Origin of the sequence: Paenibacillus athensensis, assembly GCF_004514475.2 — a bacterium.
Lineage (GTDB): Bacteria > Bacillota > Bacilli > Paenibacillales > NBRC-103111 > Paenibacillus_AL > Paenibacillus_AL athensensis.
The window spans coordinates 203,915-227,993 of sequence record NZ_MYFO02000002.1 but is presented as its reverse complement, the minus strand read 5'-3'; the positions used below and the strand labels follow the sequence as shown (position 1 = coordinate 227,993).

Annotated in this window: 20 protein-coding genes; 2 read left to right on the top strand and 18 right to left on the bottom strand. The window is 58.9% G+C overall.

The features are described from left to right. Positions 1 to 14 precede the first annotated feature (14 nt). The 10 genes from B5M42_RS05055 to B5M42_RS05010 form a co-directional block, all read right to left on the bottom strand. Positions 15 to 1,163 (bottom strand): FtsW/RodA/SpoVE family cell cycle protein, encoded by a 1,149-nt coding sequence (locus B5M42_RS05055; RefSeq protein ID WP_134755703.1) that lies wholly within the window; start codon positions 1,161 to 1,163, stop codon positions 15 to 17. 8 nt (positions 1,164 to 1,171) lie between these two features. Next, positions 1,172 to 1,966, bottom strand: coding sequence for a septum site-determining protein MinD (gene minD, locus B5M42_RS05050; RefSeq protein ID WP_134755705.1), 795 nt, complete (start codon positions 1,964 to 1,966; stop codon positions 1,172 to 1,174). Positions 1,967 to 2,007: 41 nt separating this feature from the next. Beyond that, entirely contained in the window at positions 2,008 to 2,667 is a 660-nt protein-coding gene (gene minC / locus B5M42_RS05045; protein ID WP_134755707.1) for a septum site-determining protein MinC, read from the bottom strand. Between the two features lie 70 nt (positions 2,668 to 2,737). Then, entirely contained in the window at positions 2,738 to 3,265 is a 528-nt protein-coding gene (gene mreD / locus B5M42_RS05040) for a rod shape-determining protein MreD (protein ID WP_134755709.1), read from the bottom strand. A gap of 13 nt (positions 3,266 to 3,278) precedes the next feature. After that, the gene (gene mreC, locus B5M42_RS05035; RefSeq protein ID WP_329959257.1) at positions 3,279 to 4,130 is read right to left on the bottom strand and encodes a rod shape-determining protein MreC; all 852 of its coding nucleotides are present in this window, start codon (positions 4,128 to 4,130) and stop codon (positions 3,279 to 3,281) included. A gap of 32 nt (positions 4,131 to 4,162) precedes the next feature. Next, positions 4,163 to 5,197 (bottom strand): rod shape-determining protein, encoded by a 1,035-nt coding sequence (locus B5M42_RS05030; protein WP_134755713.1) that lies wholly within the window; start codon positions 5,195 to 5,197, stop codon positions 4,163 to 4,165. Positions 5,198 to 5,262: 65 nt separating this feature from the next. Beyond that, complete coding sequence (gene radC, locus B5M42_RS05025; RefSeq protein ID WP_134755715.1) at positions 5,263 to 5,952, bottom strand: RadC family protein; 690 nt, start codon at positions 5,950 to 5,952, stop codon at positions 5,263 to 5,265. A 168-nt stretch (positions 5,953 to 6,120) separates the two neighbouring features. Continuing rightward, positions 6,121 to 6,576, bottom strand: coding sequence for an RrF2 family transcriptional regulator (locus tag B5M42_RS05020; RefSeq protein ID WP_134755717.1), 456 nt, complete (start codon positions 6,574 to 6,576; stop codon positions 6,121 to 6,123). Between the two features lie 115 nt (positions 6,577 to 6,691). Beyond that, positions 6,692 to 7,405 (bottom strand): Maf family protein, encoded by a 714-nt coding sequence (locus B5M42_RS05015; protein ID WP_134755719.1) that lies wholly within the window; start codon positions 7,403 to 7,405, stop codon positions 6,692 to 6,694. A 208-nt stretch (positions 7,406 to 7,613) separates the two neighbouring features. Next, the gene (locus B5M42_RS05010; RefSeq protein ID WP_134755721.1) at positions 7,614 to 7,856 is read right to left on the bottom strand and encodes a DUF4321 domain-containing protein; all 243 of its coding nucleotides are present in this window, start codon (positions 7,854 to 7,856) and stop codon (positions 7,614 to 7,616) included. A 184-nt stretch (positions 7,857 to 8,040) separates the two neighbouring features. On the opposite strand from B5M42_RS05010, the gene B5M42_RS05005 reads away from it, so the two are divergent. After that, a complete protein-coding gene (locus B5M42_RS05005; protein WP_134755723.1) occupies positions 8,041 to 9,507 on the top strand; it encodes an N-acetylmuramoyl-L-alanine amidase in 1,467 nt (488 codons plus the stop codon). A gap of 724 nt (positions 9,508 to 10,231) precedes the next feature. On the opposite strand, the gene B5M42_RS05000 is transcribed toward B5M42_RS05005, so the two are convergent. The 8 genes from B5M42_RS05000 to B5M42_RS04965 all read right to left on the bottom strand — a co-directional run bounded on the left by B5M42_RS05000 (position 10,232) and on the right by B5M42_RS04965 (position 22,011). Continuing rightward, a complete protein-coding gene (locus B5M42_RS05000) occupies positions 10,232 to 11,968 on the bottom strand; it encodes an SPOR domain-containing protein (RefSeq protein WP_134755725.1) in 1,737 nt (578 codons plus the stop codon). 124 nt (positions 11,969 to 12,092) lie between these two features. Beyond that, positions 12,093 to 13,484 carry a UDP-N-acetylmuramate--L-alanine ligase gene (murC, locus tag B5M42_RS04995; protein ID WP_134755727.1) on the bottom strand — a complete coding sequence of 464 codons (1,392 nt, stop codon included), beginning with the start codon at positions 13,482 to 13,484 and terminating at the stop codon, positions 12,093 to 12,095. Positions 13,485 to 13,491: 7 nt separating this feature from the next. Continuing rightward, complete coding sequence (locus tag B5M42_RS04990; protein ID WP_134755729.1) at positions 13,492 to 14,880, bottom strand: bifunctional folylpolyglutamate synthase/dihydrofolate synthase; 1,389 nt, start codon at positions 14,878 to 14,880, stop codon at positions 13,492 to 13,494. 6 nt (positions 14,881 to 14,886) lie between these two features. Then, positions 14,887 to 17,559: a valine--tRNA ligase gene (locus B5M42_RS04985; RefSeq protein ID WP_134755730.1), complete on the bottom strand. Its 2,673-nt coding sequence runs from the start codon at positions 17,557 to 17,559 to the stop codon at positions 14,887 to 14,889. A 661-nt stretch (positions 17,560 to 18,220) separates the two neighbouring features. Then, positions 18,221 to 18,619 (bottom strand): MerR family transcriptional regulator, encoded by a 399-nt coding sequence (locus B5M42_RS04980; RefSeq protein WP_167690170.1) that lies wholly within the window; start codon positions 18,617 to 18,619, stop codon positions 18,221 to 18,223. 20 nt (positions 18,620 to 18,639) lie between these two features. Next, the gene (locus B5M42_RS04975) at positions 18,640 to 19,659 is read right to left on the bottom strand and encodes a zinc-binding dehydrogenase (RefSeq protein WP_134755734.1); all 1,020 of its coding nucleotides are present in this window, start codon (positions 19,657 to 19,659) and stop codon (positions 18,640 to 18,642) included. Between the two features lie 237 nt (positions 19,660 to 19,896). Next, positions 19,897 to 21,006, bottom strand: a complete 1,110-nt coding sequence (locus B5M42_RS04970) for a LysM peptidoglycan-binding domain-containing protein (RefSeq protein ID WP_134755736.1) — start codon at positions 21,004 to 21,006, stop codon at positions 19,897 to 19,899. Between the two features lie 114 nt (positions 21,007 to 21,120). Next, positions 21,121 to 22,011 carry an RluA family pseudouridine synthase gene (locus tag B5M42_RS04965; protein ID WP_134755738.1) on the bottom strand — a complete coding sequence of 297 codons (891 nt, stop codon included), beginning with the start codon at positions 22,009 to 22,011 and terminating at the stop codon, positions 21,121 to 21,123. A gap of 427 nt (positions 22,012 to 22,438) precedes the next feature. Between B5M42_RS04965 and B5M42_RS25260 the strand changes: the two genes are divergently transcribed. Then, positions 22,439 to 24,025: a phosphodiester glycosidase family protein gene (locus tag B5M42_RS25260; protein WP_329959248.1), complete on the top strand. Its 1,587-nt coding sequence runs from the start codon at positions 22,439 to 22,441 to the stop codon at positions 24,023 to 24,025. Positions 24,026 to 24,079: the final 54 nt, after the last annotated feature.

The following is a 24,079-nucleotide window of genomic DNA, read 5'->3' as shown; positions in this document are numbered from 1 at the left end:
TCGAAAAGCGGCTTTTATATCAGTTCCGGCTCGATATCCTGATGCAGCTTCACGCTCATGATCAAGCCAATCGACATCATGTTGATGAGTAGCGAGGTGCCTCCATAGCTGACGAAAGGCAGCGTAATCCCGGTTAACGGCATGATGTCGAGCATCATTCCGACGTTCTCGAAAATTTGGAACACCATCATCGAAACAATGCCCACGACCACATAGGAACCGCTCAGAAACGTGCTCTGAATCGAGATCAGGATCATTCGGTAAATCAACAAAAAGTAAATCAGCAGCAGCAAGGCCGCGCCGCGGAAGCCGAACTCCTCGCCAACCACGACGAAGATCGAGTCGGAATACGCCAGCGGCACCAGATTGGCATGCACCGAATTACCCTTCATGTAACCGTCGCCGTAGAAACCGCCGGAACCGATTGCCCGTACGGCGTTATACACCTGAAATTTTTCGTCCCGCGAAACGTTCTGCGGAAACAAATAGGTGTCCATACGATCTGCCCAGTGGCTGACGCCGTAATTTTTCAGCACGGCATACAACGGGTCGTGAAAATGCTGGTACAGCAATAGGGCGAGAAAACTGCCGCCAACAATAACCACAGTTGCGATTAGCACATGCATGTATTTGATGTTGGCGATCCACAGCATCCCAACGAGAATGACGATGAAGATAATCGCATTGCCCAAATCCGGTTGGATCAGCACAAGCAGAAAAGGTAAAAAAACCGCAGCGCCAATCGGCAGCAAATCCCGTCTGAATTCCAACGTGCCGCCTGCTTTACGCGATAAAAGCCGGGTCAGCACGATGACCAGAATCAGCTTGACCAGCTCCGCAGGCTGGAAATTCAATCCGCCAGGCAGTGCAAACCAGCCGCGCGCTCCGTTGATTTTCGCACCGAACACGTAAACGGCCAAGAGGGAAAGAACGCCTGCGCCGTACAAATAGACAGAGATTTTGAGCAGCAGCCGATAATCGAACAGGCTTACGCCCAAAAACGCCAAAAAACCGATCACATACAGCACAATCATCTTCTGGATGCCGATGGAAATGGTCGGATGATCCATCGACGCGCTGTAAACCAACATGGTGCTGATAATCATAAACACAAACAAAATAACAACGATCGGAATATCGATCTTTTTCAGCTTGGCGAGCACAGGGTATATCATCCTATCCCGATAAACTTTTTCATCCGCTTCAGGAATCCGGTTTTGTCCTCCAGCGGCATCAGCGGCACCGTGTCTCCCAGAATGCGCCGGGCGATGTTGCGATAAGCAATCGCTGCCCGCGAGCTCGGGTTCATAACGGTTGGCTCTCCGGAATTGGCCGCTTTAATGACGTATTCGTCATCAGGCACAATGCCAAGCAAATCGATGGCCAGCACAGCACAAATCTCGTCGATGTCGAGCATTTCGCCTTTTTTGACCATGTTGGCGCGAATCCGGTTGATGATCAGTTTGGGCGATGCGATTTTTTCGTTCTCCAACAGCCCGATGATCCGGTCTGCGTCGCGAACCGCGGCATTCTCCGGAGTCGTTACGACAATGGCCTTGTCCGCGCCGGCTACGGCATTCTTGAAGCCTTGCTCGATCCCAGCCGGGCAATCGATGATGACAAATTCGAATTCCTGTTTCAGCTCCGCGATAATCGCTTTGACGCTCTCGGGCGAAACGGCGTGCTTGTCTTTGGTTTGCGCTGCGGGCAGCAGGTACAGCTCATCGAATCGCTTGTCCTTGATCAGCGCTTGCGGCAGCCGGCAGCGGCCGTCTACAACGTCGACCAGATCGTAGATAATCCGGTTCTCCAACCCCATCACCACATCCAGATTGCGCAGCCCGATATCCGTATCGACCATACAGACCTTTTTGCCCTGCAGCGCCAGCGCCGTACCGAGATTCGCCGAGGTCGTCGTTTTACCGACGCCGCCTTTCCCCGAGGTGACTACGATTGCCTCTCCCATGGCTCTTCACTCCCACAACTGTATTTGTGCCGTATGCTGTATCAGCCGCCTTCCGCCTCCGGCCAGAGACGATGCAGCTGATGGAGCTTGTCGATTTCCATCTTGCCTTCCTTGATATAAGCGAATTCCATAAAAGCTTCTTCAATGCCCCACTCGTCCGGCGGCCTGCTGATGATGCCGGCAATCCGCAGCTGTGTCGGGCGCATATGCGAAGCTGCGATAATGGCCGACTCGTCGCCGTTCAGCCCGGCATGGGCCATCCCGCGCAGCGAGCCCATCACATAAATGTTGCCGGTACAGGTCAGCGTCCCGCCCGGATTCACATCCCCAAGGAACAGCAGATGCCCTTCGTGGTGCAGCGTTTGCCCGGAACGGACCATGCCCTTGAGCGTTTTGACCGGCACCTCGGTCGGCTTGTCGCCGGCAGGATCCGGTTGTTGGCTCTCTATCGATTGAATCAGCAAATTCCCTTTTTGCCCGATGATGGCGCGAATTTCTTCCTTCAGCTCATCGCTGATCTCGCGCGCACCCAGCTTGACGTGGACGTGAACGATCGGCCCGGTGAGAATTTGCTGGTGCGTTTTCTCCAGTTTGTGCTGCAATTCCTTGAGCAGCGTTTCCCATTCACAGGCATCGTCCAGCAAAAAGACGAGTCCGTCCTTGACTCCTTTAATTGTCACATGATGTTTTGGCACCGACATAAGCGAGTTTTCGACCCCCCAACCTTTACAATTCGGTTCGCGACGTCGAATCTCCTGCTGGGTTGCGAAATTAATCGTCTCCCGCCGTCGGCGCGAGCGTCACGCGCTCCAGCAGCTTGCGCGCCGGGACATAACCAAGCAAGGCGAACAGCAGGTTAAACAATACGCTGGGCAGCATGTAATGCGTCAAACTGAATTGAAAATCGATGCTGATGACGTTGAACAGTCGGTTAATGCCGTAGTTCAGCAGCTCAAACAACAGCAGCGCCACGCCGGTAATCAGCAGGTTGTAGAAAAGCAGATTCGGCTGCCTGCGCTGCACGAGTCCCGCCAAATAACCGGCCAGCCCCATACTGAAGGAATACGTACCCAGCATCGCGCCGTAATAATCAAAATCCTGCAGCAGCCCGAAAATAAGTCCATAAACTAAAGCGGTATAACGATGTACGAAAAGTCCGATATACAAAACGAAAATCAGCGTAAAATGCGGCGCGATATACACCTGATCTTGCCAGGAGGCCGGAATCAGCCAGGGAATGATCGTGCCTTGCAAAAAAAACAGACCCAGCAGCACCAGCCACATTGCATGACGTATCAACAACAGTCGCACCTCACTTCACTTCCGGCACTTCGATGACGAACACTTCGCGAATGTGACGGAAGCTGGCCTTCGGCTCAACCATCACCTTGTGCGTAATGCCAAACTCGCCAGGGCCAATCGATACAATCCGGCCCACCTCAATGCCCCCCGGAAATACTTGGCCAAGCCCCGAGGTAATGACGGTATCCCCGACCTGCATCGGATCAGCCTGGTCCACCTTGTTCATCACCAGATAGCCGGTTTTGGCATCATAGCTCTCAATCATGCCGAACGACTGACTTTCCTTGCCCTTGACCGAAACGGCAATCGCCTTGGAGTTATTGTCGGTATCGGTAATGTCGGTGAGCAGCTGAACGTTCGAATGAAAGCCGAACACCTTGTTGACGCGGCCGACCAGACCGTCAATCGTCATCACCGCCATGTTCTCTTTGATGCCGTCCTTGTCGCCCAGATCAATGGAAATCGTGCTGTTGTAAGGATCGGGATTAACGGTTACCACTTCAGCAATCCGGTAGATGTAATTGTTGGACTGCCGCTGCCGTTCGGTGAAGCCCAGCGCCTCCATCAGTCGTTTGTTCTGATCCTCCAGCTCATTCAGGCGCTGCGTATCGCGCGCATATTGCGTCAAAGTCAGCTTGAGCGTCTTGTTTTCTTCATAAATGACCCGCATCTTGCGAATATCCTCAAAGAAACCCGCTATTGCTGCAGCGGGCTTGTAGAAGATTCCTTGGGTCCATGAGACAGTATCCTTGATGAATTTTTCCGGCCACGTCATCGGCGCCCGGGCGCCAAGCGTCAGCCCCATTAAAATAAAGAAGCAGATGAGGCCGAACATCAGGAAGATCAGCCTTTTATTCCCCATGAATTTCAACAAAATGAACACCTTCTACTTTATCATCGCTTGAATTTCGTCGCAGGCCCCGATCTTGTCTTGAACAAATGAATGTTTTCGAGCGCGCGGCCGGTGCCAATCGCCACGCAGTCCAGTGGATTGTCCGCAACCAGTACAGGCATCCCCGTCTCGCGTGCCAGCAAACGGTCAAGATTGCGCAACATACCTCCCCCTCCGGTCAACACGATGCCGCGGTCCATAATATCGGCCGATAATTCTGGCGGACATTTCTCCAGCGTAATCTTGACGGCGTCGACGATGGCGTTAACCGTGTCGGCCAACGCATCGGTGATCTCGTCCGATGTGACGCTTAGCGTCTTGGGCAGACCGCTTACCAGATCGCGCCCGCGAATTTCCTGGGCAATTGGCTTGTCGAGCGGCAGCGCAGAGCCGATCTCCATCTTGAGCATCTCTGAGGTGCGCTCCCCAATCATCAGATTATATGTACGCTTGATGTATTGAATGATCGCGTCGTCCATCTCATCGCCAGCAATGCGGATCGAGCGGCTGGTCACGATGCCGCCGAGCGAGATAACCGCTACTTCTGTCGTGCCGCCGCCGATGTCAACCACCATGCTCCCGGTCGGCTCCCAGACCGGCAAATCTGCTCCGATCGCTGCAGCGAACGGCTCTTCGATCGTGTAGGCTTCGCGAGCGCCGGCTTGCTTCGTTGCGTCTTCTACCGCACGCTTCTCAACCGCGGTAATCCCGGACGGCACGCATACCATTACGTTGGGATGACGCTGGAACAGCCAGCGGTCCTTCTGCGCCTGCTTCAAAAAGTAACGAATCATGGTGGACGTCGTCTCGAAGTCGGCGATGACGCCGTCCTTCATCGGCCGGATAGCCCGAATATTGCCCGGCGTACGGCCAATCATTTTTTTTGCGTCGTTGCCGACGGCTTCGATCGTTTTTGTATCGGTACGGAGTGCAACCACCGAGGGCTCCCTCACGATAATTCCTCTGCCTTTTACATATACAAGGGTGTTCGCTGTCCCTAAATCAATGCCCAAATCTTTTGTAAACCCTCCAAACATGACAGTTACTCCTTTCCCGATGTGCTCGATCTCTGTATCTTGTATTGAGCATACTTATCATTATATTACATATAGCCATGCTCCTTCAAACTTACGAACTTCTGATCCCCAATAATGATGTGATCCAGCACTTCAATGCCGATAATGGAGCCAGCTTCGCTCAGCCGCTGCGTCATTTCGATATCCTCGGGACTAGGCATCGGATCGCCGCTCGGATGGTTGTGCACGCAAATAATCGCTGCGCTGCTGCGTTTAATGGCTGCCCGGAACACCTCGCGCGGATGAACAATCGATGCATTGAGGCTGCCCATCGACAGCGTTTCCTGTGCAACGACGCGATGCTTCGTATTCAGGAACAAGCAGACAAAATGCTCCTTTTGCAAATAACGCAGCTGCTCCATCACCAGATCGGCGGCATCCTTGGGCGAACGGATCGTTACGTTCTCTTCCAGCTTGCTTTTGGAAAGCCTGCGCCCCAGCTCGATGCCGGCTTGAATCTGCAGCGCCTTAGCCTGACCGATGCCGCGTATTTGCGTCAGCTGATCCTTGCTCATATCGACAAGCTTGCGCAAGCCCCCGCATTCCGACAGCATGCGCTCGGCAAGCCGGACAGCCGACTCCGAATACGTACCCGTCCTTAAAATAACTGCCAGCAGCTCCGCGTTGCTTAGCATCTCGGCGCCGTACTTCAGCATCCTCTCCCTCGGTCTTTCTTCGGGCGGGATTTCCCGCAGCGTCAAGCCAGTGGCTTCCATGCTTTTCCCTTCTTCCTCTAGGTAGAATGTGTTACTTGGGCTTATCCCATTCATTATATCATTCGAGGGCAGGGAGAGGAGTGAAGAAATGTAAAAATATATATTTTATATGAAATTATTGTAAAATAAGCCGCAAGTGAAAACCCCCGGCGTCCCTTGCCGGGGGCTTCAGCTGCACGAATCGCTAGTTGCGTTCGGACACATCTGCTCCAAATTGTAAACCCAGTGCAGCAAATCGCCGATTGTGCGCTGCTCCAGATAGGCCTCCATCTGCTTTTCCGCATTGGCAAATACCGTGCTCATCACCTTGTCCATCTTGGAAGCAACGACGCAAGGCTTGCTCTCGTCGCCGGAGCACCAGTTCGGCTTGAGCGAGCCAGGACAGGTCAGCCGATAAATCTCGGCCAGCGTCACCTGATTCGGGTCGCACTGCAAAATGAAACCGCCGCCGATGCCCTCCTTTGTCGCTACATAACCCGCTTTGCGCAAAAAGCCCATCACCTTGCGAATGCGCGCTGAATGCGTGGATACGTTCACGGCAATTTCCTCGCTCGTCGCCATATGCCCGGGCAAATGAGCAAGCAGGACGAGGCTGTGCACAGCTATCGTAAATTCGCTGTTCATCGCGTTCCCCCCTGTTAGAAAGCGAATACAAGTCAGTTACTGTTATTGTAACCGTTACAGATAGCATCGTCAATGTCGGCGGCGGCAGAGCCGCTTTACCCGCACAGCTTGCGGGCTACGCCTGAAAAGGACTGATCCCCAACTGACGCAGCATCGCATAAAGCAAATTCATCGGCAAACCCATCACGCTGTAAAAATCCCCTTCGATCTTCTCGATAAACAGCGAGCCGATGCCCTGTACGCCGTAAGCGCCGGCTTTGTCCATCGGCTGACCTGTCGCTATGTAAGCGCGGATCTCCTGATCGCTCATCGGCCGGAACGTCACCTTGCTGGCCGTATAGCCGAGCAGCGTAACGGCCGCGGCGTCTGCTTCAGCGGCAACGCTGCGAAATTGGCCGACATCGCCAAGCCGTACCGCCGCTTGCGTTGCGCCTTCGCTTGCTTGGATAGTCGGGCGGCCGCGGCGGATATCCACACAGGCCAGGCCCGTGTAAACCTCGTGAGCGGCTCCTTGCAGAGCCTCCAGCATGCGGTAAGCATCCGCTTCGTCCGCCGGCTTGCCCAACACCTCGCCGCGATGTACGACAATCGTATCCGAGCCAATAATGACACCGTCGGCTTCATCCGTGCCGCTGAGCATGCCGCGCACGGCTTCAGCTTTGCGCAAAGCGAGAATTTCGACAAATTCCTGCGGACTTCGCGCTCCTTCGACGGTCTCATCCACGTCGCTGGCCCGAATGATATAAGGGAGTCCCAGCGAGCGGACCAGCTCCTGACGGCGCGGAGACGACGAAGCCAGGATCAAAGTTTGAGACAATGCGGGTTTCAAACGTCAGTCAACTCCTTTTGTTTAAAAGCTTGGTGAAAAACCAGTGTCCTCCGGTCGATAGCGGTTTCCACTCGCTGTAGTAGCCGGATTTTCGATGGAATGACCCCGTTTGGGGTGAAAATCCGTCTACAAGGAGAATGCTGACGCTGTTCCAGCTCCCTATCGACTCTCCGGCCACTTGTTCACCGGACTTTTATTGCCCTACCGCTCACAGCTTGCGGTATAGCAAGTATGCACCGGCCAATCCCAAAATGGTGCAGAGATTCAATTTAATTTGCAGGTGAAGCTCGTATTTCAGCACCTGAAGATCGCCTTTTGGCTCCCAGCTGATCTGCGTCGATTTGCTCAAAAAGCCCAGTGCAGGCACCGGCTCCAGCAGCTGCCCGACGATCACGCCGGCCAGCAGGCCGACGATCAGAAACAACACGAGCGTGATTGTATTTTTTTTCATAGCCGCCATCCTCTCCGCTCACACAAGCTTATTATACTTGCCCGAGCCGCCGGGCTTCAACCGCGGGTTTCATCCGCCTTGACCTGCCGGTTTTGCGCCAGACAAACGGCCTTGCCGAATCTTACCTGCTTACAGCAGGCGGGCGTTCCTAGTAAGATGAACAACGGGAGGGAATCGACCGCTTATGCCTACCTTTAAAAAATTGCTGGCGCTAACGCTTTTGCTAACGCTCGCTTTTCCTTACGACGCACTGGCCTACAAGGTTGTCGTCGACGCCGGTCACGGCGGCAGCGACCCCGGCGCCATTGGCGTCAACGGCTTGCAGGAAAAAGCCGTCAATCTGGATATCGCCGCCAAGCTCGGCAGCGAGCTGGCCAGCCGCGGCTACGAAGTCGTCATGTCGCGCAGCGATGATCATTATATTTCCTTGGCCGATCGGGTCGCTTTCACCAATGCGCAAAATGCCGACCTGTTCGTGTCGATCCATGCCAATTCGCACACGCGCTCCGACATTCAAGGCTCGATGGTGCTATATTATGACAATGCTTACCCGCAATCGGATTATCCGGCCAGCGATACGATGCAAGTGATGACGCCTTACAGCAAACAGCTCGCCCAAGACGTGCTGACGTCGCTGGTCGGCGCAGCCGGTACGCGCAATCTCGGCCTGACGCCCAGCGCCGTGTATGTAACCCGTATGGGAACCATTCCGAGCATTCTGGTGGAAACGGCCTTTCTCAGCAATTGGAGCGACGCGTCGCTGCTGGCCGACGATGCCGTTCGCACGCGGATGGCGATTGCCATTGAACGCGGCATCGAGGCGTTCACGCCGCCGGTATTCGTCGATACGATCGGCCATTGGGCGCGAGAAGCGATTATGCGGCTGCACGACCTGGGCTGGGTCGAAGGCGCGAACAACCGCTACGCGCCCGATCGGGCGCTGACGCGCGCGGAATTCGTGACGCTGATGGATCGGGCGTTTGATTTTGACGCGCTTGGCTGTACGGGCGCAGCGGCTACGGTGACCGGCGCGGTGTACGGCTGCGCCGCGGCGGCCGATGCGGCTGACGTGCCTGCCGACGCGGCCACGGGCAGGGCGGCAGCGAGTACGGCCGCAAGCGGCAGCGTTTCGCTGGCGGTGGACGCGGCCGGCAGCGGCGCTGGAGCGGACGCTGCGTCTGACGCCGCGCGCGGACAAGCCGCCGCCAGGGCAGCAACGGCGGCGAAAGGCTCCACGGGCAGCGGGACAGCGGCACCGGCGAAGGCTTCCGCCGGGAACGAGGCCGGCTACCGCGATCTGCCAGCGGCGCACTGGGCCAGCGCCGCGATGCTGCAAGCAGGCAGACTCGGCCTGCTTGAAGGCTATCCGGACGGCACGATCCGTCCGGACCAACCAATCACGCGCGCGGAGGTCGCCGTGTTGTTTGCGCGGCTGCTCGCGGCAGCGCAGCCGGGAACGCACGCGCCGACAGCAAGCGGCGCGTTCGTGGACGTGCCGGCGGGGCACTGGGCCGCCGGCGCAGTTCGCGCGCTGCAGGCGCAAGGGCTGATCAGCGGTGTCACCGACACGCTGTTCGAGCCCGAGGCGCCGATGACGCGCGCGGAGATGGCGGCGCTGCTCGACCGCTACGCCGCCGCGACCGGGCGCTGACGTCGGCTGCGCAGTCAGCAGGCGACGGCCGCGGTTACAACGCGCCGCTTCGACAGCCGCCGTACAGCCGCAGCAGCGCGCTCCGGGAGTCTCCCGCAGTTACAGCTTCGGCCCCACGCCGCATGTCAGAGCCCTGACTGCCGCCGTACCCCGGCACTACGCGCCGAAGGATCTGCGTCGGCAGCAAGCTGTTCGGCCCGCTAAGCCGGACCGAGCCCGCGGCAGTTCCCGAAAACGGACTTGCGTCAGCCCCCTGCCGGCGCCTATGCCGGTCCAATCCTTGCTCGGCTATCCATGCTCGCTGAGGCAACTCGGCAAAAAACCTCTTGCCCTTCCCTCCTCGTCCAGAGGAAGGAAAACAAGAGGTTTTTGCTTTGTCTGCAAGTCTGGCCCATCACCGTGAATGGCTCCGTCAGGCCCGTTTCTGCGTCGGCAGAAGGGAGCGGCTGCCTGAAAGCGGCCTGCGATAGTGGTATATGGCTCTGGCTCTCACGACCTGGCTCCCCCAATCGCCCCCTGCGCGAAGCTCAAGCTCTCCATATTGCGGATATCTGGCAGCTCCGCTCATCGGCAGGCAATGCGCAAGCTCACCTCTCAAGCTTCCGATACTGTCAGACAACCTGCACAGCGATTGCATTCAGGCGGACAGATAGACAGATCAGATAAGCCCCCTCGGCCAATAATCCAGCGCCACAGCACCGCTGCAAGCGCCTCATCCCTCACCTTATAGCGCAATTTGCTTCATCAGCGCCTTTTCGGCAAGAATCAGCTGCATCATCGACGATTGTGCCTGCCAGAGCATCGCAGCGGATGGATTTTTTTTGTACTCCTCCATCGATTGTACCGCACTGCTGGCCGCTGTGGTCATCTGCTGCACAAAGGGCTTCACGTCCTCGCTCATCCCCTCGCCCGCTGCCGCCGCCTGCTTGGTCAACGCCTGATGCGCCGCGCGAATGGCCTGCATCGACGCATCGTCGATCGAAGTCGGGCTCGATTCGGCCAAATGCACAACCGTCAAGCCACTGATCGTCTGGACGAGCTTGCCGGCATCGCCTACCAAAGCGCCGACAGCCTCGGGTTTACTTCCGCTCCAGCGGATTTGCGCCGCAGCCGGAATGTCGACGGACTTGATATACACCTCAAGCTGCTTATCCTGCAGCTGCTGGCTTAACGCCAACGCGTCGTCGCGACTTTGCGCAAAGCCGACGAACACCGTCAGCTTGTCGCTTTGCTCCAGCGCCGAAGCCAGCCCCTTCCTTTTCAGCTCCGTTTGCGCGGCTTGCGCGCTAGCCAGTGTGCTGAACACGCCGTTTTGCAAAAACGCGTAGCTTTGCGCCGCGATTTGCGCCGGTACAGCCGGACCGCCCGCTCCGGCTCCGGCAGCAGCACCGGCAACGTCCGCCTTGCCCGCACCGTCGCTGCCCGCAGCAGCGCCCGTTCCGACCGCGGCCGCGCCACCAGCCGCGTTCCCAGCCGTCGCCCCGCTCCCGTCAGTCGCCGCCGACGTCTGCACGGCGGCTTGCTTGACTGCGCCGCTGTCGCCCGACGGCTGATCTCCACCGGAAAAGAGACTGAGCACAAAAAATCCAAACGCTACGCCTGTCACGACCGCGCCGGCAATCGAGGTAGCAATGCGCACCCAAGGCGTCCTCCCCGAGCGGGCATACCGCACGCCGGTCTCCGGCTCGAACCACGGCCCGCGCCCTTCCTGCTCGTCACGACCGCCGCGGTTCGTCCAAACACCGCGTTCGTCGCCCCAGCCGCCGCTCCACGGCCCGGACTCGCGCCCGTCTTTATCCACTCCCGGCGCCCCGCCGTAACCGGCAAACTCTGTAGAGCCGGCAGCTCCGGCGCGACCAACCGTTCCCGCAGACCCCGTCTGTCCGGTAAGCTCGCTTTTTCCGGCGCCGCCGTCCAGCGAACGCCCGCTGCGCGATTCGCGAATGGCCCGTTCAACCCGATCGCTTTCGCTTTCCGCTTCCACCGGCGCTGACCAGCCGCCGTACTCGCTCGTAAACGATTGAAAATCGTCCGGCCCGAACAGGCTGGTATAACGCCTGGTGGACGATTCGTCCAAATCGGCCGTCGGCCACGCTTCTTGCTCGCCACGCTGCTGCTCGTGCGGCTGCTCGCGCCGCTTCGCGTTGCGCTCCATATGCGCTTCGACTGTGCCACGTCCCGATTGTGCGGGGACCGCACCCCGACCGGCGGCTTTAACCTCCTTGGCCCCGAACTTTCGCCCATCTTGCCGCAAATCGCTTTCCCGCCACGGCTCAACATCACCCGCAGAGCGCTCGTCCGCTCCAGACTCGTCCGCCCGCGAAGGAGCGGAATCTTCCTTAACACTATATTCGTCGGCATACAGCGGAATAACCCGCTCCCCTTTCGCCGCTCCCGTTCTGCGTCCCCCGTGCTCCTGCCGATCCTGATCAAACCGATACGTAATTCTCGCTTTGCTCATCTATGTCCTCTCCCTTGTCCAAATCTTGTACTATCAGACTATGATAGAGAGAATCGAAATATGTGCCGGTCTTCAAAAAAAGAAAAAACCGCCTGAGCTTATCGCTGCACAGCGGTTTTGCAAGTTATGCGCTTGTTTCGTACTTGCTGCGCAGCGATTTGGCCAGACCGTCGGCAGCCTTCCAAATATCGCCCGCCCCCATCGTCAGCACCAGATCGCCGTCCTGTACCCGCTCCGTCAGCTCGGCCTGCACCTCGTCACGCGTGGCAATGTGCCGCACATGCGGATTGCTGTTCTGGCGGATCAGCTCGACCAGCTTCTCCGAATCGACGCCTTCGATCCGTTTCTCGCCCGCCGGCGAATAGATGTCGGTAATAATCACCTCATCGGCATCGCCAAAGCAACGACTGAACTGCTCGAACAAATAATACGTGCGCGTATAGCGCTGCGGCTGGAATACGGCGATAATCCGCTTGCCGGTCGCCTTGGCCGCGCTGATCGTCGCTTCGATCTCTGTCGGGTGATGCGCATAATCGTCGATCACGAGGATGCCGCCGACTTCGCCCAGCACCTGAAAACGCCGCTTCGCGCCGCGGAACTCGGTAATCGCCGCTGCGATCCGCTCAAATGGAATGCCGGCCGCAAGACACGTAATGACCGTCGCCAGCGCGTTATAGACATTGTGCCGGCCGGGAACCGACAACGTAATCTGCCCCAGCGTCTCCCCGCTGCGCTTCACGTTGAACGTCACCCGACGGTCGCCAAGCGCGATATCGGTCGCCACAAAGTCCGCTTCCGTCCGCTCAATGCCGTACGTCAGCACTTCGCTTTGAATTTGCGGAATCATCGTCTGCAAATGCGCGTCATCCAGACAGACAATCGCTTTGCCGCCAGGGCGCACCTGGCTCAAAAACTGCGCATACGCATTTTTCAAATTTTCGAAATCACCGTCGTAGTTTTCCAAATGATCCGCTTCAATATTGTTGACCAACGCCAATGTCGGGTGGTATTGCAAAAACGTGCCGTCGCTCTCGTCCGCTTCCGCGACGACGTATTCGCCCTTGCCCGCCTTGGCGTTGCTGCCTACGTTCATGATTTCGCCGCCGATGATATATGTCGGGTCCATGCCCGTCGTCTCCATCACCAGCGCGATCATCGAAGACGTTGTCGTTTTCCCGTGCGCGCCGGCAACGGCGATGCCCTTGCGTTCGTTCATCAGCCGCGCCAGCATCTGCGAGCGGTGAATGATCGGGATGTTCAGCTCCTCGGCAGCCTGCATTTCCACGTTGTCCTTGGACAACGCCGTGGAGTAGACGACCAGATCCGCGCCGCTGACGTTTTGCGCTTCATGTCCGATAAAGACGCGCGCTCCCTTGGCCCGCAGCTTCTCCGTCAGCTCCTGCTGCGCAAGGTCCGAGCCGGAAATGCGGTAGCCCATCTCCAGCATCACCTTGGCTATGGCGCTCATGCCGTATCCGCCGATGCCGATGAAATGTACGTGCTCTGCTTGACTCACGCCGTTCTCACCATCCCTTTTCAGAATCGGTTTGCTTGATAATCCAGGAACGAACATCGGAGATCAGATACAGCGTGCCGGAGACAACCGCCAGGTCGTCCGATCCCGTCCGCTCCGTCAAGAGCGTCAGCGCCCGCTTCCAGTCCCGCTCCACGACGATGTCCGCCTGCAGGTTCATGTCCTTCAGGAGCTCCTGCGCCAGCTCGGCAAGCTTGCTCGCTTCTCCTTTTTTATGAAAATCCGGTTCGGTAAGGATGAGCGTATCCACCAATGGTAGTATATGCCTGAGGTAGCCTGTATGATTCTTCGTCGACAGCATTCCGATCATAAAATGCAGCTTGTCGTAGCGATACACGTCGCGCAGCGCCGCTGCCAGCGTCTGGGCGCCTTCCGGATTGTGCGCACCGTCGAGCAGCAGCCGCGGCTGCTGCGAAATCATCTCCAGCCGGCCCGGCCAACGCGTCTCGCGCAGCCCGCGCCGCAAATCCTCGTCGTCAACGATGCAGGCGTAGTACTGGCGCAATACCTCCAGCGTCATGATCGCGACTGCCGCATTGGTCAGCTGATGGCTGCCGTTCAGCGAAATCTCCACGTCCTGCAGCTCGCGGAACGGCCCGCGGAAATCAAGCCGCTGATTGTCCAGCTCGCTTCCGGTCGGCGTAAAGCCATACTGTGCGCCAAGCTTGTAGATCGTCGCCATTTTGTCCTTGGCCGTTTGCTCCACGACTGCCAGAGCGCCCGGATGATCGACCGCTGTAATGACCGGCACGCCGGCCTTGATGATCCCGGCTTTCTCCGCCGCCACCAGCTCCAGCGTATCGCCGAGAATCTCCATATGGTCATGGCCGACATTCGTAATTACCGAGACAACCGGCGTGACAATATTTGTGCAATCCAGTCTTCCCCCAAGTCCGGTCTCCCATACGACATAATCGGGATAACCGACCTTGGCAAAATACATAATCGCCAGCGCCGTTGTAATCTCGAACATCGTCGGCGGACCGTACTCTTCCTCTTGCGAAATCTCCTCGATGACCGGCTTGAGCTCGTTGACGAGCCGCACAAGCGACGCGTCGTCGATATCCTCGCCGTTCACCTGAATCCGGTTCGTGTATTTCTCTAAGTACGGGGAGGTAAACGTGCCGACATCGTAGCCGCATGCCCGCAGCACAGAGGTCAGAAAGGCGCAGGTTGAGCCCTTGCCGTTTGTGCCGGCCACATGAATGAATTTCAGTCTGCGCTCGGGATGGCCGAGCCGGGCCATCAGCTGCTGCATCCGCGCCAGCCCCGGCTTCATGCCCAGCTTCTCCATCCGTCCGACAATCCAGTCGATCGCTTCCCGCGCTGTTTGAAAAGCCCCTTCGGCGGAGCTGTGGTCTTGCTGCATTGTGCTCATCCCCGTTTACCCCTGAAGCTCGGCCAGCCGCGCAATGACCTTGTCACGCTTGTCGGCATAGTCGGCCAGCTTCGCTTTTTCCTCATCAATAACCTTGGCCGGCGCTTTAGCGACAAAGCCTTCGTTCGCCAGCTTCTTCTCGATACGCGCCACTTCGCCGTGCAGCGATTGCAGCTCCTTGTTTAGCCGCGCCAGCTCCTGCTCGATATCGATCAAACCGGCCAGCGGCAGGTACAGCTCAGCGCCCGTAATGACCGCGGTCATCGCCTTGTCCGGCGCTGTCAGCGCACTGTCAATCGATAATAGCGACGTGTTGCAGAAGCGGCTGACGTAATCTTCGTTGCGGCGCAGGATGTCCAGCGACTCCGCGCCAGCCGGCTTGATCAGCAGCTCGATTTTTTTGCTCATCGGCACGTTGACCTCGGCACGGATGTTGCGCACGGCGCGAATGGCGTCCATCAACAGCTCCATCTCGGCCACCGCGTCCGGCGCGACAAACGCCGCTTCCTCCGTCGGCCAAGGAGCGAGCGTAATCGTCTGACCTTCGTGCGGCAAATGCTGCCAGATTTCCTCGCTGATAAACGGCATAAACGGATGAATCAGGCGCTGTGTGCGGTCCAGCACATAGGCGAGCACCGATTGCGTCTGCTTTTTGGCGGCGGCGTCGCTGCCATACAGGGAAAGCTTGCTGAACTCGATGTACCAGTCGCACAAATCGTCCCAAATGAAGTTGTACAGCAAACGGCCGGTTTCGCCGAATTCGTAGCTGTCGATCAAGCGCGTCACCTCGCGCACGGTTTCGTTCAAGCGGTGCAAAATCCAGCGGTCCGCCGTCGCTTTTACCCCCGACAGATCGATATCCGCAGCCTGTACGCCTTCCAGATTCATCAGCGCAAAACGCGAAGCGTTCCAAATTTTGTTGGCAAAATTGCGGGCCTGCTCGACGCGCTCCCAACGGAAGCGCAGGTCTTGCCCCGGCGTGCTGCTGGTCGAAATCATAAAGCGCATCGCGTCTGCGCCGTACTTCTCGATGACCTCCAGCGGATCGACGCCGTTGCCCAGCGATTTGGACATTTTGCGGCCTTCGGAGTCGCGCACCAGTCCGTGAATCAGCACATCCTTAAACGGAATTTGCTCCGTAAACTCCAGCGCGCTGAAAATCATCCGCGCCACCCAGAAATAAATGATATCGTAGCCCGTGACGAGCACGTCGGTCGGGTAAAAACGCTTCATATCCTCGCTGTCCGCATCCGGCCAGCCAAGCGTCGAAAACGGCCACAGCGCCGAGCTGAACCACGTATCGAGCACGTCGTTGTCCTGACGGACGTTTGCGCTGCCGCAATGCGAGCAGGCCGAAGCGTCCTGACGGGCCACCGTCAAGCCGCCGCAATCGTCGCAATGCCACGCCGGAATGCGGTGTCCCCACCACAGCTGGCGGGAAATGCACCAGTCGCGGACGTTTTCGATCCAGTGCAGGTAAATTTTCTCGAAGCGGTCCGGCACGAAATTAACGCCGTTGCCGCTTTTTTGCGCTGCAATCGCCCGTTCGGCGAGCGGCTTCATCTTGACGAACCATTGCGTCGACAAATACGGCTCGATGACCGCGCCGCTGCGCTCGCTGTGACCAACCTGATGGACGTGCTCTTCAATTTTGATCAGCACGCCTTGCTCCTTGAGATCGGCAACAAGCTTCTTGCGGCATTCGAAACGGTCCAGTCCCTGATACGGGCCGGCGTTGGCATTCATCGTGCCGGATTCGTCCATCACGAGCACCTGCGGCAAATCGTGGCGCTTGCCCACCTCGAAGTCGTTCGGGTCGTGGGCCGGTGTGATTTTTACCGCGCCGCTGCCAAACTCCTTCTCGACATATTCGTCGGCAACGACCGGAATTTCCCGGCCGATCACCGGCAGGATCAGACTTTGTCCGATCAGATGCTTGTAACGCTCGTCCTCCGGATGAACGGCAACCGCCGTATCCCCGAGCATCGTTTCCGGACGCGTCGTGGCGACGACGATCGAGCCAGAGCCATCCTTCGTTTTATATTCCAAATGGTACAGATTGCCCTGCACCTCTTTGTATTCCACCTCAACGTCCGACAGGGCGGTGCGGGCTGCAGGGTCCCAGTTGATGATATAGTTGCCGCGGTAGATCAGGCCTTTTTCATAAAGAGAAACGAACACCTCGCGCACGGCCTGCGACAGCCCCTCGTCGAGTGTAAACCGCTCGCGCGAATAGTCCAGCGAAAAGCCCATCTTCGCCCATTGCTCGCGGATCGTGCCTGCGTAATGCTCCTTCCACTCCCACACCTTCTCCAGAAACTTCTCGCGGCCCAAATCGTAGCGCGTCAAGCCTTCCTCGCGCAGCTTTTGCTCGACCTTCGTTTGCGTGGCAATGCCCGCATGGTCGGAGCCCGGCAGCCACAAGGCGTCATAGCCCTGCATCCGCTTCGTGCGGATCAGGATGTCCTGCAGCGTAAAGTCGAGCGCATGTCCAATGTGCAGCATCCCCGTAACGTTCGGCGGCGGGATCACAATCGTGTAGGTCTCGGCGTCCGGACGGTCGCCTGCTTTAAAAAATTCATGCTGCATCCAGTAGTCGTACCATTTACGCTCCGCTTCCTTCGGATCGTAGGTGGTTGGCATTTGCAGCTGCTGTTTCGTTTCGTTCGCTTCGCTCATCGACAATACCCTCCATCAATCTGGCAAAATATTCGGGAAAGCCCGGTAAAATACAAAAAAAGCCCATCGCCGCAAAGGACGAAAGGCTTTCGCTTCCGTGGTACCACCTTCATTCCACCGTCGGTTCAGCCCCCTTGCTTCATAACAAAGCAAGAGCTGCGACGATGGCGCTCAAACAGATAACGGCTGCGGCCGGCAAACGCTGCGCGGCTTCTGACAGAAGCGCGGTGACGTCTGCAACTCAGGGGCGACTTCGATCGTCGGCAACCTATGGAGCCTTTCAGCGCTGCAGCTCCACTCTCTGAAGGACCGGCTATCTACTACTCCCCATCAACGTTTCCAATATTGCACAAAACGATACATCATATATTATCGAACATTTGCAGCCGCGTCAATACGCGCCCCCGTCCATACTTGCCAGTATCGGCAAATTGGCGGATTTTATGCTTGTGCGGGCGGCAATTATAAAGGCGGGGGTACAGAAAACGGAGGACGGGCTGCAGCCGCAAGGCAAGTCGCTTGATGCCCGATCGGGCTGCTGTCCAGAGAGCAGGTACGCAATGCAAAGCGGGATAGAGCGCCTGGAGCGAGAAGCACGACGGAAGGACGGGCTGCAAACGCCGGAAAGGAACATTGACTTCGGCAGCCGGGCAGTAATCGGTCAGCCACCGTCCGGCTGCGTTTGCAGCCATTGCGTGTATAGCTGCATTTTGCGATCGACTTCGGCATCGAGCCGGACCAGCTCCCGCTGCTGCTCAGCGAGCCGCAGCTTATGCTCCTCAAGCAGCGCCAACCGCTCCTCGACCACAGCCGGAGATACCTCCCGGCTGTTCATGCGCTCAGAGATGCAGCCGTCCTTGAGGAAGACGGCGATGCGCTTCCAGGGCATCCCTGTCTGACGCAGCGCAGCGACAAAGCTGAGAAATTGCACGTCAGTGGGCGAAAAATCCCGCAGCCCGGCAGGCGTGCGCTTGACGTGCGGCAGCAGCCCCAGCTTCTCGTAATAGCGAATCGTATGCGCAGACAAGCCCGACTGCTCGGCGGCTTCCCGAATGAGCACGGACGCTTCCTCCTTTTTGCTTAAACCTTGAGCACAATTTTGCCGACTGCACCGCCGTCTTCCAGCTCGCGATGCGCGTCGGCGACGCGTTCGAGCGGATAAACCTCCGCAACCTGCGGCCTTATGCGGCCAGCGGCAAGCCAGCCGAGCAATAGCTGCAAATCGTCGCGGAACGCTGCCGGATCGTCCTTGTAGCAGCCGGTGACGCTGTAGGTGGCCGTGCGGCAGCGGCCACCGCCGAATGCCGGATCGTCAAGTCCGCGCCACGCCTCCGCTACGCCTTCCGCAGCCGCCGCATCGTTGGTCACGGTCGTAAAGCCGTAGCCGATAAGCTGACCGCCCGGCTTGACGACCGCCAGCGAGCGCTGCCAGTTGGCCGGGCCGATCGGGTCGAACACGGCGTCGACGCCTTCCGGCGCAAGCTCGGCCATCCGCGCAACGAAATCGGCGGCGGCGTAATCGATCAGCTCGGCCGAATACCGTGCAAGCTGACCGTGCTTGCGGCCCGAAGCCGTGCCGTACAGCTTGAGGCCGAGATGACCGCCCAGCTCCAGCAGCGCCGTGCCAACGCCGCCCGATGCGCCGTGGACGAGCACGCTCGCGCCCGGCTGCACGTCTGCGGCCCGCCGCAGCAGCTGCCAGGCCGTCACATAATTGAGAATGACGGCGGCGGCGGCTTGTTCGCTGACATTATCCGGCAGCTCGACAATGTCCGTTTCCGGCACGCACACATAACGCGCATAGCCGCCCAAGCCGCCGAGAAACACGGCGACACGCGTGCCGATTCTCGCCGGCCGCACTTGCTTTCCGGCTTCTTCTATAATTCCTACTATATCATACCCTGGTGTAAAAGGGGGAGCGGGCGTACCCGGGTACACACCTTTGCGGCGCATCACATCAGCCAGCGCCACACCGGCTGCCAACACGCGCACGCGCACCTCATCCTCCCGGGGAACGGGGAGCTCCGTCCGTACCGTTCGCAGTACCTCTGCGCCGCCATAGCCGATTACCTGAATGACTTCATTTTTCATTTGCTCCATGCTTCATGCCTCCTGTCAGGTCGTATGCTTGCTACATTACCTGTTAGAGAGCGCTCTAAGTCAAGAGGGTAGCGTGCAAAAATTGCGGGGCATCAGACGGAGCGGAAGGCGCGCTCGGCACAAGTCGCACATTATGAAATGCCGAAACACCGGGCGACAACCGGTTCGCAAGGGAGGACGAACTTGAAAAGGCCCCCGGCCGCAGATCGCGACCGAAGGCCTTGGCATATGTATGTATCATCGCGGAAGGTAAATAACCTGCCCCGCCGATACGTCCGCATCGCTCAAGCGGTTCAGCAGCTGCAACTCACGAGCGTTGAGCTGATAGCGTTTGGCGATCGTTTCCAGCGTTTCTTCCTTCTGCACGATGCACATGCGCACCTTGCGGAATTCCTGACGTTCGTCTCCCGACTGCAGGAAGAGCCTCTTCCACTCCACGGCATCGGCTCTGGACTCATCAGCTGTCGCCGGACGGGCGTCCGCTTCCTCCTTGCGCTTGTCGCCCTGCAGCAGCGAGCCGGCCTTGGTGAGCAGAGATTTGATGCCGTAAGGCTTGATTTCGACCGCTTCGTCGGCTTTTTTGCCAAAAGCGACCTTCAGCTCCTTTTTCTCCTCGGTGACCACGGTCGCTTCCGGCGTGTCTTCAACCTTGATTTCGGTTTCTTCGGCATCCAAAGCGCCTTGCGTCCATTCCGACGAATCAGTCGGCGCAGCGGCCTGCGGCTCTTCCGGGGGCGACGCGGGCTGGGGTGACACCTCGGCAATCGGCCCGGGAATCGGTACAATCGGAACGGGCTCCGGCAATGGTGTCGACTCAGGCTGCGGCGCCGGCAATGGCGCAGGCTCTGCCCAAATCGGCGGCGCAGGAGCCGGCTCGGGCTCAGGCTGGGGCACGGGAACAGGGACAGGCTCATGGCGAGCTTCGCCGGCCTCGTGGATGAAGGTCAGCTCTTCCCCCTCCTCCCAGCTGTCGGCTGGCGAAGAAATGGTCTCCAGCCCGTTCAGCGACAATACGCCGGTTACATTCAGGCTGCGCGAGGACAGCAGGTCGATATCAAAATTTTCGATTTCGATCTGAATATCCTCTACGCGCTGCACGCGGCTGAGCGGCAGCGTAATCTCCACGGGAATGAGGTGGCGCAGGGTCTGCTCAACAGAACCGTCTTCGCCGCCATAGCTGCCGAATAACTGCAGGTTGCCCTGCAGCACCGCCTGATCGCCGCTCGTAAGCACCTGAATGTTCGGAACCAGCTCCACGCCGTCAAGCTCGCGGATGCCGGCGACTCCTTCCTGCAAATGGACGCGTTCGTAAATATCGAATCTTAATCCGCCTTGCTGTTCAGTCACTGATTGAATCCTCCCTTCAACCGGACGTTCTCGTCGAACGGCCGATTTTCAACCCATCGTCGATTGTCTCTACATGTATATGGGTGAAGGGGGCCAGGCATGACTAGATTTTCGTCAAGCCCTCAGTTTGTCCAGCAGCCCGCGCAGATCGCCGGGCAGCGGCGCATGCACGTCGACAGGCGTTTGATCGACCGGGTGCGCGAACAGCAGGCGCTCGCCATGCAGCGCCTGGCGGGGAAACCACGCCGCGCCGCCGTAGAGCGCGTCGCCGATCAGCGGGTGCCCGAGATGGCTCATATGCACCCGGATTTGATGCGTGCGCCCGGTCTCCAGGCGCAGCTCGATCCAGGCGGCGTCCCGCAGCTGCTCACGCACCTTGTAGTGCGTGACGGCAGCATCGCCGCCGTGGCTGACGCGCCGTTTGCCGGCGTGGTGACGGTCGCGGCCGATCGGCTCGCGCACCGTCCCCTGCCGCGCCGCCGGCGCGCCTGCGACGACCGCGCAGTAGCGGCGGTCGATCTGCTTGCGCTCCATCGCTTCGCCGAGCAGCGCATGAGCCCACTCGTTTTTGGCATACAACACGGCTCCGGTCGTGTCTTTATCCAAACGGTGGATATGGCGCACCGCGCACGCCTGTCCGGTCGCGGCATAATGCCACGCGACCGCTCCGGCCAACGTGCCGCGCTGATTGCGTTCGGCCGGGTGAACGGACATGTCGGCCGGTTTGTTGACGACGAGGCAAAATGCATCCTCGTAGAGAATATCCAGTTCGCTGCCGGCATCGTATTCCGGCTCGAACTGCGGCTCCTCCGCCGCGAACAGGCGCAGGTGAAGCTTGCCGCCGCTTGTTCGTACGCCGCCGGACGACGCCAGCCGCCGGTACAGCTTGTCCGGCACAGGCAGCAGCCGCGCCAGCTCTACGGCCGCCTGCGGAGCTTGCGGCTGCCAGTCCGGATGGGGCAGCGGCAGCTCCAGCCAGTCCCCTTTTCGCGTCCACCCGCTCATTTGGACCTCCTCCTGCGAACCGTTATCATGATCCCTACCAGCGCCAGCAAAAACACGGCCAGCACCGCCAGCAAATCTATCGGAAAATCGAACATATAGTAGCGTTCCATCCGGCAAAACTCCTTGCGTCGAGAATAATGTCCATTTTATTTTAACAATTACCAAACACATTTGCATGTCCGCTGTGGTAAAATATTGTCTAGTAGATAGCGCGCAAAATGCCCGGCTTCAATCGAAGTTGGGAGAAGAAGCGGCCGAAGCGTCGATAGAGAGACGGAAACAGCGTTAGCGGTCGGCTTTTGCAGGTGGTCGTGCCCCCGCAATCAGGGCAGGCCGTCAGTAGCAAAGCCGGCGACAGCAACGGATGAAATCCGCGATCGGCTGGAAGAGAAAAAACAAGAGAACCAATCGGAGAGGAACAAGAGCTGTGAGAACCACCCCTAATTTGTTTGACCCCTATCGGAGCTGGAGCTGGCTGAAACGCCTGCTGCTGCTTGTTGCTGCGTGCGGATTTATCGGATCGAGCTTTTTATTTTTGACGCCTACGGGCGCAAGCATTCGGATTTATTTGGCCAAAACAGTCATTACGACCCAGCACCGCGACTGGGCCTGGATTCTGGTCGGTGCGCAAAAACGCGACGAGCTGGTCGCCGAAGTGCAGGCGTTAACCGAGAAAAACGCGCTGGAGAAGCAGGATCTGAACGCAATTAAATATCGCGGTCGCTCCGCGGACAGCCTGGTCAAAGTCGAGGATATTTCCGGCAAGCTGTGGAAGGGCAAGCGGATGTACGTCTACGATCCGACGACGATCCGCGTGATGGTGCCATCCAGACAAGGCGAAGGCGAGCGTATCACTTCGATGGTGCAGCGCAGCGGGGCAGTCGCCGGCATCAACGGCGGCGGCTTCGTCGATCCCGACGGGCTCGGCAACGGCTTTGCGCCGATTGGCGTGATTATGTCGGGCGGCAGCATTTTGTACACCGACCAGGACGGCTCGGTGCCGCAGCACATCGTCGGCTTTACCAAGGAAGGCACGCTGATCATCGGCAAGTATACGATTAACGAGCTGCTCAAGCTCGGCGTAACCGATGCCGTGTCGTTTTATCCGCGCGTGATCGCCAACGGCAAGCCGTTGATTACGAGCGGCGACGGCGGCTGGGGCCGCGCTCCACGCACCGCGATCGGGCAAAAAGCCGACGGCACCGTCATTTTCATCGTCATCGACGGCCGTCAAACGCACAGCGTCGGCGCGACGCTGAAAGAGGTGCAGGATTTGTTCATGGAAGACGGCGTGATCAACGCCGGGTTCCTTGACGGCGGCGCGTCGTCGGAAATGGTCGTCGACGGCGAGCTGGTGACCAGCCCGTCGAGCCGGTACGGCGAACGGCGGCTGCCGTCGGCGTTCCTCGTCTTTGACAACCCGAAGGACGTCAAGGTCGACCATATCTGGGACGGCTTGACGACGATTGATCCGGGCGGCGCGTACGACCACCCCGACTACTTGCGCGAGCAGGCGGAGAAAAAAGCGACGCAGCCGAAGACGACGGCGACGCCTAAGCCGTCGGCCAAGCCGACGGCTGTGCCGGAGGCCAGCCCCGGCGCAGCCGCGGGCGGAACGCCGCAGGCGTCGGGCGCGCCCGGGGCGAAGCCCGGCGACGGTGCGGGCGGCGCGGGTAGCGGCGCTGGGGCTGGCGCGAGCGGCGGCGGGCCGGGCCAGAGCGGCAGCACGGGCGCTGCGCCGCAGGCGGGCAGCGGCGCAGCCGGAGGTGGCGCAGCCACGGGTAACGCCGCAGGCGGAGGCGCTACGCCGCAGGCGGACGGCGGCGGCGGAACGCCGGGCGCCAGCGCGAGCCCGCAGCCTTCGGCAACGCCGAAGGCCGGGCAAGCCGGCGGCGGTGCGAACGCCGGCAGCGACACGGGCGGCGACCCGAGCGTCAGCGGAGCCGGTGGCAGCGGCGGTGCGGGGCAAGTGCTGCAGCAGCCGGCCGCGAATGAATCGCCCGCCGGTCATTAACGCTTGATTGTACATACAAGCGAACGCATACAAAAACAACGAGAACCCGCTTCA

What these genes read in the sequence shown, in the direction of transcription:
- minD (WP_134755705.1), bottom strand. Translation starts at nt 1,966, where the DNA reads ATGGGAGAGGCAATCGTAGTCACCTCGGGGAAAGGCGGCGTCGGTAAA.
- minC (WP_134755707.1), bottom strand. Translation starts at nt 2,667, where the DNA reads ATGTCGGTGCCAAAACATCATGTGACAATTAAAGGAGTCAAGGACGGA.
- mreC (WP_329959257.1), bottom strand. Translation starts at nt 4,130, where the DNA reads ATGGGGAATAAAAGGCTGATCTTCCTGATGTTCGGCCTCATCTGCTTC.
- B5M42_RS05030 (WP_134755713.1), bottom strand. Translation starts at nt 5,197, where the DNA reads ATGTTTGGAGGGTTTACAAAAGATTTGGGCATTGATTTAGGGACAGCG.
- radC (WP_134755715.1), bottom strand. Translation starts at nt 5,952, where the DNA reads ATGGAAGCCACTGGCTTGACGCTGCGGGAAATCCCGCCCGAAGAAAGA.
- B5M42_RS05020 (WP_134755717.1), bottom strand. Translation starts at nt 6,576, where the DNA reads ATGAACAGCGAATTTACGATAGCTGTGCACAGCCTCGTCCTGCTTGCT.
- B5M42_RS05010 (WP_134755721.1), bottom strand. Translation starts at nt 7,856, where the DNA reads ATGAAAAAAAATACAATCACGCTCGTGTTGTTTCTGATCGTCGGCCTG.
- B5M42_RS05005 (WP_134755723.1), top strand. Translation starts at nt 8,041, where the DNA reads ATGCCTACCTTTAAAAAATTGCTGGCGCTAACGCTTTTGCTAACGCTC.
- B5M42_RS05000 (WP_134755725.1), bottom strand. Translation starts at nt 11,968, where the DNA reads ATGAGCAAAGCGAGAATTACGTATCGGTTTGATCAGGATCGGCAGGAG.
- B5M42_RS04990 (WP_134755729.1), bottom strand. Translation starts at nt 14,880, where the DNA reads ATGAGCACAATGCAGCAAGACCACAGCTCCGCCGAAGGGGCTTTTCAA.
- B5M42_RS04985 (WP_134755730.1), bottom strand. Translation starts at nt 17,559, where the DNA reads ATGAGCGAAGCGAACGAAACGAAACAGCAGCTGCAAATGCCAACCACC.
- B5M42_RS04975 (WP_134755734.1), bottom strand. Translation starts at nt 19,659, where the DNA reads ATGGAGCAAATGAAAAATGAAGTCATTCAGGTAATCGGCTATGGCGGC.
- B5M42_RS04965 (WP_134755738.1), bottom strand. Translation starts at nt 22,011, where the DNA reads ATGAGCGGGTGGACGCGAAAAGGGGACTGGCTGGAGCTGCCGCTGCCC.